The organism is Acidovorax sp. 35-64-16 (genome assembly GCF_002281195.1).
Lineage (GTDB): Bacteria > Pseudomonadota > Gammaproteobacteria > Burkholderiales > Burkholderiaceae_C > Acidovorax > Acidovorax defluvii.
On record NZ_NCFM01000056.1, the window covers coordinates 1 to 13,620 of the forward strand.

Annotated in this window: 19 protein-coding genes; 11 read left to right on the forward strand and 8 right to left on the reverse strand. The window is 54.5% G+C overall.

Annotation, left to right across the window (positions count from 1 at the left end; translation table 11 throughout):
• The coding region (locus tag B7Y64_RS18130; protein WP_291329529.1) for a Tn3 family transposase at positions 1 to 706 on the forward strand (706 nt) is incomplete at its 5' end.
• Positions 707 to 808: 102 nt separating this feature from the next.
• Here B7Y64_RS18130 and B7Y64_RS18135 read toward each other — a convergent pair.
• The 7 genes from B7Y64_RS18135 to B7Y64_RS18165 form a co-directional block, all read right to left on the reverse strand.
• Positions 809 to 1,156, reverse strand: coding sequence for a hypothetical protein (locus B7Y64_RS18135; protein ID WP_291329531.1), 348 nt, complete (start codon positions 1,154 to 1,156; stop codon positions 809 to 811).
• Positions 1,157 to 1,213: 57 nt separating this feature from the next.
• Entirely contained in the window at positions 1,214 to 2,998 is a 1,785-nt protein-coding gene (locus B7Y64_RS18140; RefSeq protein ID WP_291325347.1) for a hypothetical protein, read from the reverse strand.
• Positions 2,999 to 3,203: 205 nt separating this feature from the next.
• Positions 3,204 to 3,584 carry a hypothetical protein gene (locus tag B7Y64_RS18145; protein ID WP_291329533.1) on the reverse strand — a complete coding sequence of 127 codons (381 nt, stop codon included), beginning with the start codon at positions 3,582 to 3,584 and terminating at the stop codon, positions 3,204 to 3,206.
• A 27-nt stretch (positions 3,585 to 3,611) separates the two neighbouring features.
• Complete coding sequence (locus tag B7Y64_RS18150) at positions 3,612 to 4,079, reverse strand: hypothetical protein (protein ID WP_291329535.1); 468 nt, start codon at positions 4,077 to 4,079, stop codon at positions 3,612 to 3,614.
• 16 nt (positions 4,080 to 4,095) lie between these two features.
• Positions 4,096 to 5,064, reverse strand: a complete 969-nt coding sequence (locus B7Y64_RS18155; RefSeq protein WP_291329537.1) for a hypothetical protein — start codon at positions 5,062 to 5,064, stop codon at positions 4,096 to 4,098.
• Positions 5,065 to 5,236: 172 nt separating this feature from the next.
• Positions 5,237 to 5,740 carry a hypothetical protein gene (locus B7Y64_RS18160; protein ID WP_291325343.1) on the reverse strand — a complete coding sequence of 168 codons (504 nt, stop codon included), beginning with the start codon at positions 5,738 to 5,740 and terminating at the stop codon, positions 5,237 to 5,239.
• Between the two features lie 8 nt (positions 5,741 to 5,748).
• The gene (locus B7Y64_RS18165; protein ID WP_291325341.1) at positions 5,749 to 6,204 is read right to left on the reverse strand and encodes a hypothetical protein; all 456 of its coding nucleotides are present in this window, start codon (positions 6,202 to 6,204) and stop codon (positions 5,749 to 5,751) included.
• Positions 6,205 to 6,332: 128 nt separating this feature from the next.
• Here B7Y64_RS18165 and B7Y64_RS18170 point away from each other — a divergent pair, with 128 nt between their 5' ends.
• From B7Y64_RS18170 to B7Y64_RS18215, 10 genes are all read left to right on the forward strand, one after another.
• Complete coding sequence (locus B7Y64_RS18170; RefSeq protein WP_291325340.1) at positions 6,333 to 6,530, forward strand: hypothetical protein; 198 nt, start codon at positions 6,333 to 6,335, stop codon at positions 6,528 to 6,530.
• A 200-nt stretch (positions 6,531 to 6,730) separates the two neighbouring features.
• Positions 6,731 to 6,991: a hypothetical protein gene (locus tag B7Y64_RS18175; protein ID WP_289665232.1), complete on the forward strand. Its 261-nt coding sequence runs from the start codon at positions 6,731 to 6,733 to the stop codon at positions 6,989 to 6,991.
• 4 nt (positions 6,992 to 6,995) lie between these two features.
• Positions 6,996 to 8,204: a zeta toxin family protein gene (locus tag B7Y64_RS18180; protein WP_289665234.1), complete on the forward strand. Its 1,209-nt coding sequence runs from the start codon at positions 6,996 to 6,998 to the stop codon at positions 8,202 to 8,204.
• The gene (locus tag B7Y64_RS18185; protein ID WP_289665236.1) at positions 8,201 to 8,917 is read left to right on the forward strand and encodes a hypothetical protein; all 717 of its coding nucleotides are present in this window, start codon (positions 8,201 to 8,203) and stop codon (positions 8,915 to 8,917) included. The genes B7Y64_RS18180 and B7Y64_RS18185 overlap by 4 nt, the downstream gene beginning before the upstream one ends.
• Before the next feature lie 17 nt (positions 8,918 to 8,934).
• Positions 8,935 to 9,627 carry a hypothetical protein gene (locus B7Y64_RS18190; RefSeq protein WP_291325339.1) on the forward strand — a complete coding sequence of 231 codons (693 nt, stop codon included), beginning with the start codon at positions 8,935 to 8,937 and terminating at the stop codon, positions 9,625 to 9,627.
• Positions 9,587 to 10,171 carry a GIY-YIG nuclease family protein gene (locus B7Y64_RS18195; protein ID WP_291325338.1) on the forward strand — a complete coding sequence of 195 codons (585 nt, stop codon included), beginning with the start codon at positions 9,587 to 9,589 and terminating at the stop codon, positions 10,169 to 10,171. The genes B7Y64_RS18190 and B7Y64_RS18195 overlap by 41 nt, the downstream gene beginning before the upstream one ends.
• A 21-nt stretch (positions 10,172 to 10,192) precedes the next feature.
• Positions 10,193 to 10,582, forward strand: a complete 390-nt coding sequence (locus B7Y64_RS18200) for a hypothetical protein (protein ID WP_289665243.1) — start codon at positions 10,193 to 10,195, stop codon at positions 10,580 to 10,582.
• Positions 10,583 to 10,610: 28 nt separating this feature from the next.
• The gene (locus B7Y64_RS18205; RefSeq protein ID WP_289665245.1) at positions 10,611 to 11,276 is read left to right on the forward strand and encodes a hypothetical protein; all 666 of its coding nucleotides are present in this window, start codon (positions 10,611 to 10,613) and stop codon (positions 11,274 to 11,276) included.
• 9 nt (positions 11,277 to 11,285) lie between these two features.
• On the forward strand, positions 11,286 to 11,813 hold the full coding sequence (locus B7Y64_RS18210; protein WP_291325336.1) for a hypothetical protein: 528 nt from the start codon (positions 11,286 to 11,288) through the stop codon (positions 11,811 to 11,813).
• A 14-nt stretch (positions 11,814 to 11,827) separates the two neighbouring features.
• Positions 11,828 to 13,225 (forward strand): ISL3 family transposase, encoded by a 1,398-nt coding sequence (locus B7Y64_RS18215; protein WP_289665249.1) that lies wholly within the window; start codon positions 11,828 to 11,830, stop codon positions 13,223 to 13,225.
• 62 nt (positions 13,226 to 13,287) lie between these two features.
• On the opposite strand, the gene B7Y64_RS18220 is transcribed toward B7Y64_RS18215, so the two are convergent.
• Positions 13,288 to 13,476, reverse strand: coding sequence for a hypothetical protein (locus tag B7Y64_RS18220; RefSeq protein ID WP_291325335.1), 189 nt, complete (start codon positions 13,474 to 13,476; stop codon positions 13,288 to 13,290).
• Positions 13,477 to 13,620 lie beyond the last annotated feature (144 nt).

Genomic DNA, 13,620 nt, shown 5'->3' on the forward strand with positions numbered 1-13,620 from the left:
CCAGGCCCAAAGTTACCCGGTTTTCGCTCTGGCCCACTTGCTGGGCATCAAGCTCATGCCGCGCATCCGGGGTATCCAGGACCTCAAGTTCCATCGCCCCGAGCCGGGCAATGCGTATCCCAGCATCAACGCCTTGTTTAGCGACGTGATCGACTGGCGGCTGATTGAAACGCATTTGCCGGCTATGCTGCGGGTGGCGGTTTCCATCAAGACTGGCAAGATCACGCCATCGGCCATCCTGCGCCGACTCGGCACCTACAGCCGCAAGAACAAGCTGTACTTTGGGTTTGTGGAGCTCGGCAAGGTCATCCGGACCATGTTCCTGCTGAGCTACATCGGCGATGTCGGGCTGCGCAAGGTGATCCATGCCGAAACCAACAAGAGCGAGCAGTTCAACGGCTTTGCCGGCTGGTCGTTTTTTGGGGGAGAGGGGATCATCGCCGAGAACATCCGGCACGAGCAGCGCAAGGTCATCAAGTACAACCACCTGGTGGCGAACATGATCATTCTTCACAACGTGGTGGGGATGACTCGGGTTTTACAAGAACTTCGTGATGAAGGTGTCGAGATCACGCCCGAGATATTGGCAGGCTTTGCGCCGTTTCGCACGGCCCACATCAACCGGTTCGGGGACTACACGCTGGACTTCCGGCGAAAGATCGGTCCTTTGAACTTCGACGCGCCAATAATTCCAATGGAATCATAGGGATAGGGTCGTTTCTGCGGTTTTTTACATGAATCCCTGCCGACCCTCTTTTTGTTTCCCGCCGAAGAGAAAATGTCAAGTGTGAATCCCTTGGTCTCCAGCTTACTTGGCCCGTTCCCACTGGTCACAGTTGGGGCAACTGCGCCCCATGGTCGCTAGCAGGGTTCCATCCTTTTCGATCATGAGGTAGCGGTTACCCGCCCAGGTGTTTATCATCAAGCTATCGTCGGCAACCGTGGCCTTATGCGTGGACACCTTGGGCTTTCCCATCCACGTCATACGATCAGTTACCTTGAAGCTCTTGCCACTCTCGCTCTTCTCAATTTCGAGAGTAATGTCGGGGTCGCCCACGTTCACCCACTTGCCGACAAATTTATCTCCTGCCGAACCAGTACAGGCTGTGATGGCAACGGCTACCATAATCATGGCGATAGTTTTTATTTGGAACATTTGTTAATCCATTAGTTTGGTTGATATTGTTCTATTTTTCTGGATAAGTAGATTTTGTCAAGTGCGCTTCCATGACCCGCGCTGCTTCTGGTTCACTCGCTCCATCGAAATATCAGTGCTGGTTTTTGTGGGATCTATGCCGCCCTTCGTGGCCCTTTCTTCGATTGCGCGTGGCGTCCAGTCATTCTGCATCACCTGCATAATAATGTTGACGGATTCGGCAACATGCCGTGCATAGATGCGGCTTGTCAGACCGCTATCAATTCGATCTTCGAGTTGATCGAAGAAATCATCAGCAACACTGCTACTCACCTCTTGAAGCTGCTTGAGTCCGGCATCCTTGAGATATACCCCGAATGTCACAGCGCATGACTCTTTCTGCTGATCGGTAATATCGAAATCTTCATTGTTGAGAAGTATTTGATATGCAGGCGCAATCAGTCCATTGCCTAGACCAACGTTTAATATTCTGGATTCAAAAAATTCTGACGTTGATATGTCGTTGGGAATATGCGAGTCGTCTGCCGCGACAGGAGCCGTCCAAGGGTTGATGCATTTGTTATTTGCAAAATGCTTATTCTGTTCAAAATCGAGCGGCAAGATGCTGCTGATAATTGCAAGTGGATGGGCAATCCTGGCCCTGGTTGTAAATTCTCTGATGGCTCCAAGTTCCAGTTGTTTATATTGATCTTGAATGTAATCTTCAATGAGATTGCTATTTAGCTGATTCAAATGCTGAATCCCCCTTGCACTCATGAAGGCGCAGAACACCTGCCAGCTGCGAGAGCGGTTTGAACTGCTCAAGCTGTGAACATCAGAATTGGACTTGTCGCTTCGGAGTTTCATGATGCGCTGGCCGACTATCAGCATGGAAGAACCCAGGAAGTAATTTTGCCGTACGTCGTCGCGCACGTGTTCGGACTTCAGGTTTGACTTGACTATCGGCACGGTGGTTTTATGAGCCTCTGCCGCTGCGATGGATTTGATTGCAATCTGCGCGGGGTGGGGCACACGCGCCACCTCTTCAGCCGTGAACGGCTGTTCTACGCGTTGCCAATGCTCCCCTCTGAGACGCGCCAGCCCATCATTCACCATGTTCAGGGCAAACACGCACACCTCCACCGGCATAGGCTCTGCTTGGTCATCTGCCCTGGCCAGAAGCCACAGCGCGAAGATTTCTACGTCGTCATGCGTGAGCTGATCGGTTGTTTCGTAAGGGCACCACTTGATAAAAGCCGACCACGCCTTTTTGTAGGTAGAAATCCATGCGTGAGAAAGTTCACCCCGATAGCAGTGAGCATATATCTCGCCGCCCAAATTTCTAAGTGTGCTCGCGGCACCGGAGTTCGCCACAGCCATGCATCGTCCAAGCCACTCCATTTTCTGTGATTGACTGTGCTTGTCGTATTCTGAAATTGCCGGTTTCTCTGGCCGGGTCCATGTCAGCGATACATCACCATTTGGGTGAAGTCCGATGGGGCTCCATTGCAGCAAAGGGAGGCCAGAGAACACGTTGTTAATCGTGAATATCAATTCCTTTTTCTGCCTGTTAGCTTGTTCGGAATCCCTTGCGTGCGTTTCTATTTTCTTGAAGACTTGCTTGATAGCCCACGAGATAACCTCGGAATCAAGCTTGCTGGCGGATATAACACCCCGCTTCGAGAGCGTAGACGCGAAATCTTGCCACTGTTTTCGCATTCTTGACTGGACGGTTGGCGCTATTGACCAGACATGGCAACGCATCTGAATCAGTGCATAGCCGAGATGAAATAGCCCGGTGTCCAATCCATATCCATCGCAGAAACGCTCTTTAATCGTTATATTGTTTTGCTTGTTGGTCATTTGAATATTCAATGTTTGTTTATTGCTTGTCGTGAATTCTAACAATAATGCACGACATGGCAAATCATGGATTTGGCTAAACGTAGAGTTCTTGAAAGCACAAAGCCCCATCTGCTCAGAGCGGATGGGGCTTGTGTTTTTTTTCTCACGTCGGAGTATCCAATATGTTTTTGAATATGGGTTTTTTACGACCCAAGGTAATGGTCTAGATTAGACCGGCTTCTTGCGCGGCATCCATGAATGATTTCATGAATTCCTGGGCTAGCGTTTCAGGTTCAGGCTGTTTGCCGTTTCCTGAACGGAAATACTCGGGGGTCAATTCCAACCAAAGCCGCTTTTTCAAGCAGAACTTTGTCTTCTTGCCCTCCAAGTTGTTGCGCTCCAGAAGCACGGTGAACTCACCGCAACCCCTGCTATTTGTGCGCTGGCTTGTTCCGTAGGCAACAAGTACCTTGCGGCGCCCGTTGCTGTCATCGAAGCCAAGAATCAGGCCAGGCCTGAATTTCGGACCTGGTTGCATGACGGTTTCCGATTCGGGAAACCATACACGCACCACCGCCCCTATCGGGGCAGAAAGATTAGCCATGCTACTCTCCTGCCCCCGTGAGGGGCTCTAAGTTTTATTGATCAAGCCGCGATCCTGGAAGAATTCGCGTAGGTTTGTCGCTTTTTGAGGCTCCTGAGGCTCTACGTTGCCGTAGGTTCCCAGATAGCCCGATATGGCCCGTTTGATGAGCATTTCCGGCGTGATTCCCTCTTCCTCGGCCTTGTTTTTTACAAGGTCAGGTATTGTGGAGTCAGCATCGAAATTGACGATGAATTGCATGTGCGCCCTTCCCTTCCAGCGCCCCAGGAGGGACGTTTTCTGAGTTGATCGTACAGGCTTCATCTTCATGCGCAAGGCATGTTCCCTCGGGGCCACCATTCGGTATTGATTCATGGCGGAACCTTGTTGATGAGGCGAATGCAGAGCATTGCCACAGTGTTGGTTGGAGATTGAGTTTTGGCTGTGACTTTTCCCAAAGACGACCCGCTCTACTCCATGGCCAAATGGGTGCCCCACCTTGCGGGTGAGGTCCATTCGGTTGATTTTGCGGTTAGGCCGCCAGCATCCAGACGCCACGCTCAGAAGAGCGGAACAAGCTGGTGCTGTTGAGGACTTGCCGGATCTTCGCCTTCCAATTTGGATTCTCGGCCAGCTTGTTTGGTGCTGCCCGCGAAACCTCATGGTAGATCTGATCCAGATTGGCCTTGCCGCCCAGGCGCTGCATTACTAGGCCAACGATGGACTTCCACGTCCCCGTCAGCCGCGCGTACTGCTCCTTTGCCATTGCGCCGAGAAGCATCAGGATGGGCGCAGACTTCTTCTGCCAGAGCAAAATGTACTCATGCTGAATGCGCGGCAAAGTCAGTTTGGCATAGCTGCGCGCATCGGACACGCAGTTGTGCTGCTGCTTGATAATCACTGCCGCCAGTTCAGAACTTGGCATGCGGGCGATCATTTCGGCTTGGTACGAAGTGTAGGTTCCAGCTTTGCGATAGTCGCCGATAATGGTCCCGTAGAACCCTTGCGGCTTTGTCGCGTCACGCTGATTAAGCAAAACCAGTTGCATCTTCTCGTGAAACTCCTCGTTAGAGGAGCAATGAGAGAGGTCACCTGGATGTGGTTCAGAGCCCCACACGCTTCCGCTGTACTTAATCATGGAACCGTAAGGCGGGTGCGACACACAGAGGTCAACCTGCTGCCCTACGGCCAAGAGGATCGAATCTGCAATGGCATTAAAACCACTGTGAAGATCGAGCCCCCAGGCTTGAATACCCATTTCTTTCGCAACTTCAACAGACGTGCCCGAGCCGACCATTGGATCAGCGAAGGTTTTAGGCTGAAGTTGGTCGAACAGGTCTTGGTAAACCCGGCCTGAACAGTTGCCACGCCACTTCGGATCGCCCCAGTGGCCACGATCCGGGTAAGAAATAACGCTTTGCATTTTGTTGCTCCAATTAATGGGGCAACTCCCCTGCAGGCGTTGCCCTAAGGGGTTGATGATGGATGGCACGAAGGCCATGACTGCAAAAGCAGGTGGCCTTATTTTGCGCCAAATGTGCTTGTGGTGCAATGGGGTGCCGCCACCCCGTGCGGCGCCTATGGAGCGGCAATCCTAGGGCCTAGGATTCCTGGGTCGAACGCTGCAGCCGACTCAACAAATGGGCCTCGCTTGCGCGCCGATACGCCTCTACTCACCGTGCATTTTCTATCTCAAGAATCTTGCCCATGATGATCTCGATCCCCTTTTCAACCTTCTTGTGGGGGTACGAGATTGGCTCATCAATGAGCAGAGTCAACATATACCAGTCCCTGCCATTCAAGGTGGTCTTGGCCATGTCGAAATGCTCTGAGAAGCTGCGAATGTAGAAGTCCAGCTTGTCCTGTCCGATGAGGATGATTTGGAATCGCGGATAGAGCGTGTGCAGCAGCATGGGGGCGGATCTTGTGCCCTTCTCCACCGGGATGCACCAGGAAAACGCGCTTACGTCGGAGCTTTCGGGGTCTTCGGTGAGGTTGAGTCCTTGAGCGAGATAGCGCATCACCGTCGCGACCGGCTTTGGTACGGGGAGGTCACTGGCCTCATGCGCGCGAAGAAACTCGGGCTCCATGCCAATCAATGGGGCGAACTGCTCAACAGATGCTCCAAGGGCTTTGCGGAACTGGAGGTAGTCTTTTGAGCTGAATTCTTCGGTCATATTCGTCCTCATGCGAATAGATTTTGAAGGATCGCGATGACCGCGAGAGTGGCGGCAACGCCCAGCAGGTTATCGCGAAGCGACCGCATCATGTCTCTCCACGGGTGGAGCATTGGCACGGCCGAGGGGCATGCCATGTCCTGGCCCTCTTCTTCCCGGCGCAGCACCAAGGTCAGGGTGTGGTTGTGCTGCATGGCCAGCTTCCCGCAGTGCTCCACAAAGCCTTCAGGCTCTTCGATGAGCTGGCGTGCTGCGTCCAACTCGATGCCCGCGAACCCATGGCGCACGTCCAGGATCTGCATCCCACCAATGGATTCAGACGGTGCCAGCTTGGAGATGATGGCGTTGCGAAGCTCTTCATCGGCCGGCAGGAGCAGTGCGATAGTCACAACGCGGTGATATTCATTTGGCTTGACTCCTGCAGGCAGATTCTCCCGCACGTATTGTTCGTTATGAATGTTCATTTCTAATTAAATTTGCTCACCGTTGATAAATGAACTTTCGCACATATTGAGAGAAGCGCAACCCTATTCGACGGGCTCTGTTGTGCGCGCTGCGCGTGTTGGGTAGAGTTTGTTTTTTTGGAGGTGCAATGGACATTGCGTTGAAACAGAGTGCGGCGAACAATTCGGCCGATCCCCCTGGGGGCGAACCTTCCAGGAGCAAATTCACGCTTCGCCAGGCCATCATTGCTGGCTTCGTGCTCGGCATTCTTTATGCGGGAGTGGCCGGTGTCGTCGCTTACCAGATGGCGGCTGATGGGGCGTGCCTGGCCAGCCAGTACATCTGATCGGCTTCCGCAATAAAAAACCCGCCTCAGGCATGCCTGGGCGGGTTTTGTTTTTTAGGGTATTCGTAAAAGTGTGTGGGCGCCGGGAGGTGCTGACGATGGCGCACACGGTCTATAGATCGTAAAAGCGTGTTGCCTTTTCTCGCCAAGACGGATAGAATTGATTTTGCTAAATCGTAAAATCGTGTTGGAGAGTACCTATGAATGTTGCCTCACCCATTGCTGAAACGGCACGCCTCGAAACCGCCACCGAGACACTCGCCGAGTACATCGGGTACTTGAACTGTGAGATCGACACCGAGCAGGAAAAAGTCGAGCCGAACCCTGAGCGCATCACTGCACTTGAGCACGAATTGGACATTGTTCTTGGCGAGCGCCGGGCGCTGACGCCAAGCAATCGCGACATCATCAACCGGGCGCTGTACGTCTACGCGCCAATGCTGAAACCTATGCAATCCTGATCTCATGACAGATCGCCAGTTCCTGCTGACGGCTGCCAAGCACGCCGCTATCTACCGAAAGATCGAAGCGCATCATTTCAGCGGGACAACTCCGCAGGATAGCCCGAAGGTCATCATTCTTGGCGGTCAGCCCGGCGCAGGCAAAAGTGGCTTGCTGGAGGCGAGTAAGCAGGACTTCCCTGGCTGTAATGTGGTGTCGATCAATGGGGACGAACTGCGTTACTACCATCCGCAATATAGGGAAATCCAAAAGGCGGATGAGCGACATTTCGCTGAATTAACCGATCCGCATGCAAGGCAGTGGACGAAGCAGCTTTTTGATCGTGCGATTGAGACTCGGCGGAACATCCTCTTTGAGGGAACCATGCGTGAGGCTGGGCCTATCACGCAAACAATGGCCCGGTTGAAGTCGTCAGGGTATCAAATCACTGCTCGGATCATTGCTGCCAGCGAGCACGATAGTGTTGCGGGCATCTTTCGACGCTACGAAGAGCAGAAAGCAGCCAAGGGTTTCGGCCGTTGGTCGAATATCAAAGCCCACAACGAAGCGTATGTGGGTGTGCCTGTAACGGTTGGGCTGATAGAAGATCATTGCTTTGCTGATCGTGTAGAGGTCTACAACAGGCGCGGCGTGTTGTTGTATGCCAATATCCTTGAGCAAGGAGGCTGGTCACAAAAACCCCAAGGCGCGGCAGTTATTCAAGCTGAAAGAAACCGATGCCCGACAGTCGATGAAGTTCGGCAACGTGAGTCGGAATGGTCAACGGTTTTGACGATGATGTCTGCGCGTCGCGCAGCAGAATTAGATATTCAAATTGTGCGCAATGTGGCTGAAACATACCTTCATTGCGAATATCAGGCCAATGCTTCCAGCTATCACGACGAGATTCTGCGACGTGTAAGTGGGCTTTCGTCGCTCGAACGAGCAGCCGGTGCCGCCTATACCTTATGGCAAATTGCAGACACAACAATTCTCAGTACAAGTAACCCTGATTGTGTCGATTGGCACGCCGTTGACAGGGCGGTCGTGATCGAAAGCATCGGCGAACATCAGCAAACTTCCGAAAGCGTAGCTGAAGTTCTTTGCAAATACAGCCCCGGCACAGTTTCATTGGCTGGCAAAGCAATTGCGCTGGAGGCCATCAACCGATTCATTCTTGAACAGTCGGCGTGGCCCAGCGCCGGACATGCTGGCGAGGGATGTGAGCCATGAAGTTCCCCGGTGTCAAACGCCGCCCTCCTTTCGTGACGTTGCCACGACACAAGCGCAGTCACGAGGTCATTCGCCTCAAGGGCAAGATGCGCCGCGATGCAGCCGAGTACGGTGGCCGGTTCACCAGCCGCCTCGTGCTGAATGAGCCGGGCCGCCCCGACCTGTACAACCAGTGGTTTGACTTCTACTTTCCGGGCACGGATCGGTTCACGATCTGGAACGCCAGTTTCGTGACCGCCCGCAAAGCATTCTGGGACAAGGCTCATGACCTCGCGCACACCCGCGTGGGCGCGATGCTGACACCGGAAGAGCGAGAAGAGAACTCCAATTGGGAGTTCGTACCAGCACAGCGCTCAAGCACCGGAAAAATCCTCACCTACAAACTGGCCGAGCGCGAAGAAATGCGCTTCGAGCAGTTTGGTGGACTGACCTTTCGTGAGCAGTGGCGCAAGCTGGAAGCAAAGATTGCGTGCAACGAACCGCCCGTGATCCATGAATCCTTCAAACTCGACCGCAGCTACGTCCACGGCATCGGCTTGAAGATCGTGCTTGATGTGGATGTCATCAATCAGGCATCCATTGAGGCTGCGATTGATCGCTTCATCGCAGTTGGCGAAACCGATTGGGTATCGCCTGAACCCGTGCCTCGTGATCGACTGCCAGTCGTCAGCGAGCACGAGGCATTGGCGACCATTAAGTTTCCAGCGGAATAAATTGGATTATCCCAGCAATGAAAACCAAGAAAAAGCCTCCTTTGCCCGTAGACATCAAGCTGCCAGAACGAGTGATGTTTGATGACGAAACCATGTTTGTCACGCTACGAACTCTCGACGAGCTTGAGCGGTTTTGGCAAGAGAACAAGGGGCAATTTGAGTTTGCTTGCGAAGGGAAAGGCTGGGAGAACCCCATATTCTTACGTGAGTACGAGTGGGTTTTTGGCACTTCCAAATCTGCCGTGGTACGACAAGTCATGCGCTGGAGCGAATCTGGCGTCAGTTGCGAATTCTATGATTGGGCAAAGAATGACCCGTCAATGCACCGTTGCTGGTTCAATGACCGAGAAGCGTACCGTGACTCTCAGATTGAAAAAGGTCTTTGGTCTGACGAGGATGAGGCGGATTACAAAGCGGATTGCATCCGCAGATCACCAAATACCTATCGTGGTTGGTGGCAGTTGAAAGATATTCCCGGTGGGTGCGACCCTTTGGACTGGTTCAATCCGTGCATTCATCATGAAGAGCTATTCGATCCCAACATGCCCATTGTGCAGGTGGAAAAGACGCTGCAAGAGCAAACATTCGACGACTGGAAGCAGTCAGATGTCTATGAGATTGAATATCACGACCGAGAAAGCATAGCAAATGCGATCGCTTATTGGCGTGATGAGCAATCTGCCGGACGAGGTCGGTTTACTGGGGCCTGACGGGAAACGGTTCCGAGTTCGTTTCTGCTTCTCCGACAACACGCAATCTGTCAGTCCTGAATATCCTGCTGACACGGACGCTGCCGCCAGCATCCGCCCACTCGGATACTGGATTTATGCGCTGACAGCGCATAGCCCAGACGGTAAGCGCAAAGCCTGCTACATCGGGCAGACCGTCAATCTCAAGCGACGATTCCGCGAGCACCTTCGGCGCAATCGCCCCGGCCATGCCTCATTCGCACTCTTCGAGTGGGCCGCCCACGAACAGGCCGAAGTTCGGGCGACGGTGCTCTCGTGGGTTGATGGCGACCAAAGCTACGCATCTCGATTCGAGGGCTATTGGTTGAAGCTGGCCGTCGAGGCTGGCTTTGTGGCTCCCGACGCACACAACTGGGGTCGCCTCCCGCAGCCCAGCAACCCGGTTGGTCAGCCGCCCCGTTGGCCTGCCTCGGAAGTATTGGCGGCTTCGATCCCTCTGCCGGAACTTGTGGAGCATGGCCTCACGCCGGTTGAATTGTTCGTTGCCAGTCGTGTGCCGTTCTGATGCCATCGAAGAAAGGAAACCATGCTCGGATACTGGATCGTCGTCTCAACGCAAACACCCGAAGAACGGGACGCCATCATCGACCGCAAGAAGTCTGTTCTCGCGGAGTGGGAAACGGGCGTTGGCGGCATTCGCTGGCTGGAAAAGCTGGTCGAGGAAGGCAAGGCCACCAAGTTGCGTGGTGACGGCTATCCGAACCGCTACACGTCCACCGCAGACATCGTGCTGCCGCTCATCACGGGTGACGCCATCAAGCCTGCTGACGATGGCATCTGGGTGTTCGGCATGGATGAGGGCGAAGAGTACGCCCAGCCTCCCGGCTGGATGGGCAAGGTCAACCTGCGGCCCGAGCGCATCCGTACTTGCCCGACCGATGCGGCGCTGACCATTGACGCTTGGGATCAGTCGTAACTCCATTCAACAACCACAAGGGAAATTCATGAAGAAGAACATCGCCATCCTCGCCGCCCTCAGCGTCGCCACACTGACCGCCTGCGGCAGCAAGACCGACGCCAACGAAAAGAACTTCGGCGCGGCCATGACGCAGTATTTCGACAAGAAGGGCGACCTGTGCCTGAATACGAAGCGTTGGCCGGTTGATCTGTCCGAGATGGATTTGCGCCTGCAAAAGACCATGCAGGCCGGGAGCGCCAACCAGATGGCTGCGCTTGAAGTCGCTGGCTTGGTCAAGGGCGAGGACACCGAGGTGGACATCATGGGGATCATGGGCAAGCCCACGGGCGGCAAGTCCAAGATCAAGCGCTACACCCTGACCGACGCGGCCAAGCCGTTCGCGCAGGAGAAGGAAGTCGCCTCCATCGGCCTCAACGGCAAGACCACCGAGAAGCAGACCGATCTGTGCTGGGGCAAAAAGGCACTGGACAAGATCGTGAAGTGGGAAGGTCCGATGAAGTTCGGCGACTATCAAGAGGCAGGCATCACCTACACCTACAAGGTCAACAACGTCGCCGACTGGGCCAAGAAGCCCGAGGTTCAAGCCGCTTTCCCGGTGGTGAAGAGCATCCTTGACGGTGCTGGCAGCAAGGAGTCCAAGCACGCAATCAAGCTGACCAGTCAAGGCTGGGAGGCAAAGGGGTTGGATTGAGATTCGGCCATGTTTGAAGGTCGTTTCGACTGTGACATACGTCTGCGTTCAGCCGCCGACTTTGGCGTGCTCTGCACTGCTGTAGCCGATGTCTTGGCCTTGTCGGCACCTGCACCAATTGAGTCTGAGACATTCTGGCTTCCGCGAGACCAGAGTTGCAGCCGACAGGTGACATCGGCAGGGGTGCTTGCGGAGATCGAGTACGTCACAACGGATCGCATCCCTTGTGGCCGCGATCCAGTTCACGTCACCTTTACCGGCAAGCTGCATCGCGATGCGATAGATGCCTTTCTCGCCACCCTCGGATCGGTCATAGAAGCCACAACTGGCGAGTTGAGGAACTATGAAACGGGCAACCCGGATGCAGAGTACGAATCCATCGTGTTCGGTGGCACGCCGGAGGGGCGTGAGGCGCTTCGGCTCGCGAAGGCTGTCGAAGCTGCCGAAAGTACCGCAGGCGTGGTGTTCAGTGACGACGAGCGGGCACGCATGTCTCGATTGATCCGAGACGCCCAACTCAGAACAAAGTCTCACTGATGAGGCGATAACTAATGCCCGCGAACATCCTGAACCTCCCGCAGTACCGCGTGCTGCGCGTGCAGGAAACCGACCACGACTACCACGTCACCGCCGAGCCGGTGGACGTGACTGCTGCCTGCCCGCATTGCCAGTCCGACCGCCTGAACTCGTGGGGAACCCGCGAGCAGGTGTTCAAAGACCTTCCGATGCACGGCAAGCGCGTGGGCATCTACATCGACACCAAGCGGCTTCGCTGCCAAGCCTGTGGCAAGACCTTTTCGCAGGCACTGCCACTGCTGGCCGAGAATCGGATGATGACCGACCGGCTGGTGAAGTGGATCGGACAGCAGGCGTTGAAGCGCACCTTCACCTCGCTGGCCGACGAAACCGGCGTGGTCGAAGGGACGATACGCAATATCTTCCGCGACTACATCAACGAGCTTGAGCAGACCGTCCGCTTCGAGACGCCGAAGTGGATGGGAATCGACGAAATCCACATCATCAACAAGCCACGCTGCGTCGTCTCGAACATCCAGAACAACACCATCGTGGACATGCTCCACAACCGGAACAAGGACACGGTGGCGAAGTACCTGTTCAAGATGCCGAACCGCGACAAGGTGCAGTACGTGGCGATGGATATGTGGACGCCCTACCGCGATGCAGTGACTGCGGTGTTGCCGGACGCCACCATCGTCATCGACAAGTTTCACGTCGTCAGGATGGCGAACGACGCTATGGAGAAGGCCCGCAAAGGGCTGCGGGCTGAACTGACACTGAAACAGAAGCGCGGGCTGATGCACGACCGCTTTGTGCTCTTGAAGCGCGAGCGCACGCTGAACGATGAAGAGCGCCTGAACCTTGACGGCTGGACGAAGAACTATCCAGCCTTGGGAGAGGCGTACAGACTCAAGGAAGCCTTCTACGCCATCTACGAGGACTCGGACTCACCGGAGAGCGCCTTGAGGCGCTATGAGGCTTGGAGCAAAGATGTATCGCCCGAGATCAGGCCGTACTTCCACGACCTGATCCGCGCCTTCACCAACTGGCAGCCCTTCATCCTCAACTACTTCGAGCACCCCGTCACAAATGCCTACACGGAGAGCCTGAACAGCCTGATCCGGGTGATGAATCGACTGGGGCGGGGCTACAGCTTCGAGGCACTACGGGCCAAGATTCTGTTCACGGAGGGCATCCATAGCCGAAAGCAGGCACGCCCCAAGTTCGAGAGAAAGCGTGCGTTGGAGCCTGTCGAGATGGGCAGAGCGTTGCCAGATGACGCGATGGGCTATGGACTGCCCGTGCTCGAAAAGGTGCGGGCAATGAAGCCTCCGAAGGAGGCTGACCAACACAAGGGACTGCCGCCACCCAAGAACTACGGTGCGGACATTTCAACACTCATCCGCATGATCGAGGCGGGGGAGCTTTGATCCCGTTTCAACCCACTTTTACGAATAGCCGTTTTTTAAAGCTCCGTAGGAGTTCCTGATTTTTAGTCAGTACAGCCTTCAACCCCAATGAGGTCGTAAAACTGGCCGCGACTTTTTTCGTCAAACGCCTGCTTGCTTTTCTCGACTGCGGCCTTGAGAGCCGAGACAATTTCCATGCCGGCTATCTTGGGTTTGATGAAAACATCATTCACCCAGCCAGTTTCTCTAAGCGGATGCGCATTTTTGATCATGCGTCGAACCTTGGCAATATATTGTTCCGGGAGCAAGCTCCCTGACGGGGTCTCCTCGTTTTCAGTGCAATAAGTGACGGTACGCAAAGCTAGCACTGGCGCGGGGGTGGTCTGGGTAGACCGTTGATTTCATTGACTTTCCTG

Bases quoted from the DNA above. Each gene is read 5' to 3' on its own strand.
- B7Y64_RS18135 (WP_291329531.1), bottom strand. From the start codon at position 1,156: ATGTTCCAAATAAAAACTATCGCCATGATTATGGTAGCCGTTGCCATC.
- B7Y64_RS18140 (WP_291325347.1), bottom strand. From the start codon at position 2,998: ATGACCAACAAGCAAAACAATATAACGATTAAAGAGCGTTTCTGCGAT.
- B7Y64_RS18145 (WP_291329533.1), bottom strand. From the start codon at position 3,584: ATGGCTAATCTTTCTGCCCCGATAGGGGCGGTGGTGCGTGTATGGTTT.
- B7Y64_RS18150 (WP_291329535.1), bottom strand. From the start codon at position 4,079: ATGGACCTCACCCGCAAGGTGGGGCACCCATTTGGCCATGGAGTAGAG.
- B7Y64_RS18155 (WP_291329537.1), bottom strand. From the start codon at position 5,064: ATGGCCTTCGTGCCATCCATCATCAACCCCTTAGGGCAACGCCTGCAG.
- B7Y64_RS18160 (WP_291325343.1), bottom strand. From the start codon at position 5,740: ATGACCGAAGAATTCAGCTCAAAAGACTACCTCCAGTTCCGCAAAGCC.
- B7Y64_RS18165 (WP_291325341.1), bottom strand. From the start codon at position 6,204: ATGAACATTCATAACGAACAATACGTGCGGGAGAATCTGCCTGCAGGA.
- B7Y64_RS18170 (WP_291325340.1), top strand. From the start codon at position 6,333: ATGGACATTGCGTTGAAACAGAGTGCGGCGAACAATTCGGCCGATCCC.
- B7Y64_RS18175 (WP_289665232.1), top strand. From the start codon at position 6,731: ATGAATGTTGCCTCACCCATTGCTGAAACGGCACGCCTCGAAACCGCC.
- B7Y64_RS18180 (WP_289665234.1), top strand. From the start codon at position 6,996: ATGACAGATCGCCAGTTCCTGCTGACGGCTGCCAAGCACGCCGCTATC.
- B7Y64_RS18185 (WP_289665236.1), top strand. From the start codon at position 8,201: ATGAAGTTCCCCGGTGTCAAACGCCGCCCTCCTTTCGTGACGTTGCCA.
- B7Y64_RS18190 (WP_291325339.1), top strand. From the start codon at position 8,935: ATGAAAACCAAGAAAAAGCCTCCTTTGCCCGTAGACATCAAGCTGCCA.
- B7Y64_RS18195 (WP_291325338.1), top strand. From the start codon at position 9,587: ATGAGCAATCTGCCGGACGAGGTCGGTTTACTGGGGCCTGACGGGAAA.
- B7Y64_RS18200 (WP_289665243.1), top strand. From the start codon at position 10,193: ATGCTCGGATACTGGATCGTCGTCTCAACGCAAACACCCGAAGAACGG.
- B7Y64_RS18205 (WP_289665245.1), top strand. From the start codon at position 10,611: ATGAAGAAGAACATCGCCATCCTCGCCGCCCTCAGCGTCGCCACACTG.
- B7Y64_RS18210 (WP_291325336.1), top strand. From the start codon at position 11,286: ATGTTTGAAGGTCGTTTCGACTGTGACATACGTCTGCGTTCAGCCGCC.
- B7Y64_RS18215 (WP_289665249.1), top strand. From the start codon at position 11,828: ATGCCCGCGAACATCCTGAACCTCCCGCAGTACCGCGTGCTGCGCGTG.
- B7Y64_RS18220 (WP_291325335.1), bottom strand. From the start codon at position 13,476: ATGATCAAAAATGCGCATCCGCTTAGAGAAACTGGCTGGGTGAATGAT.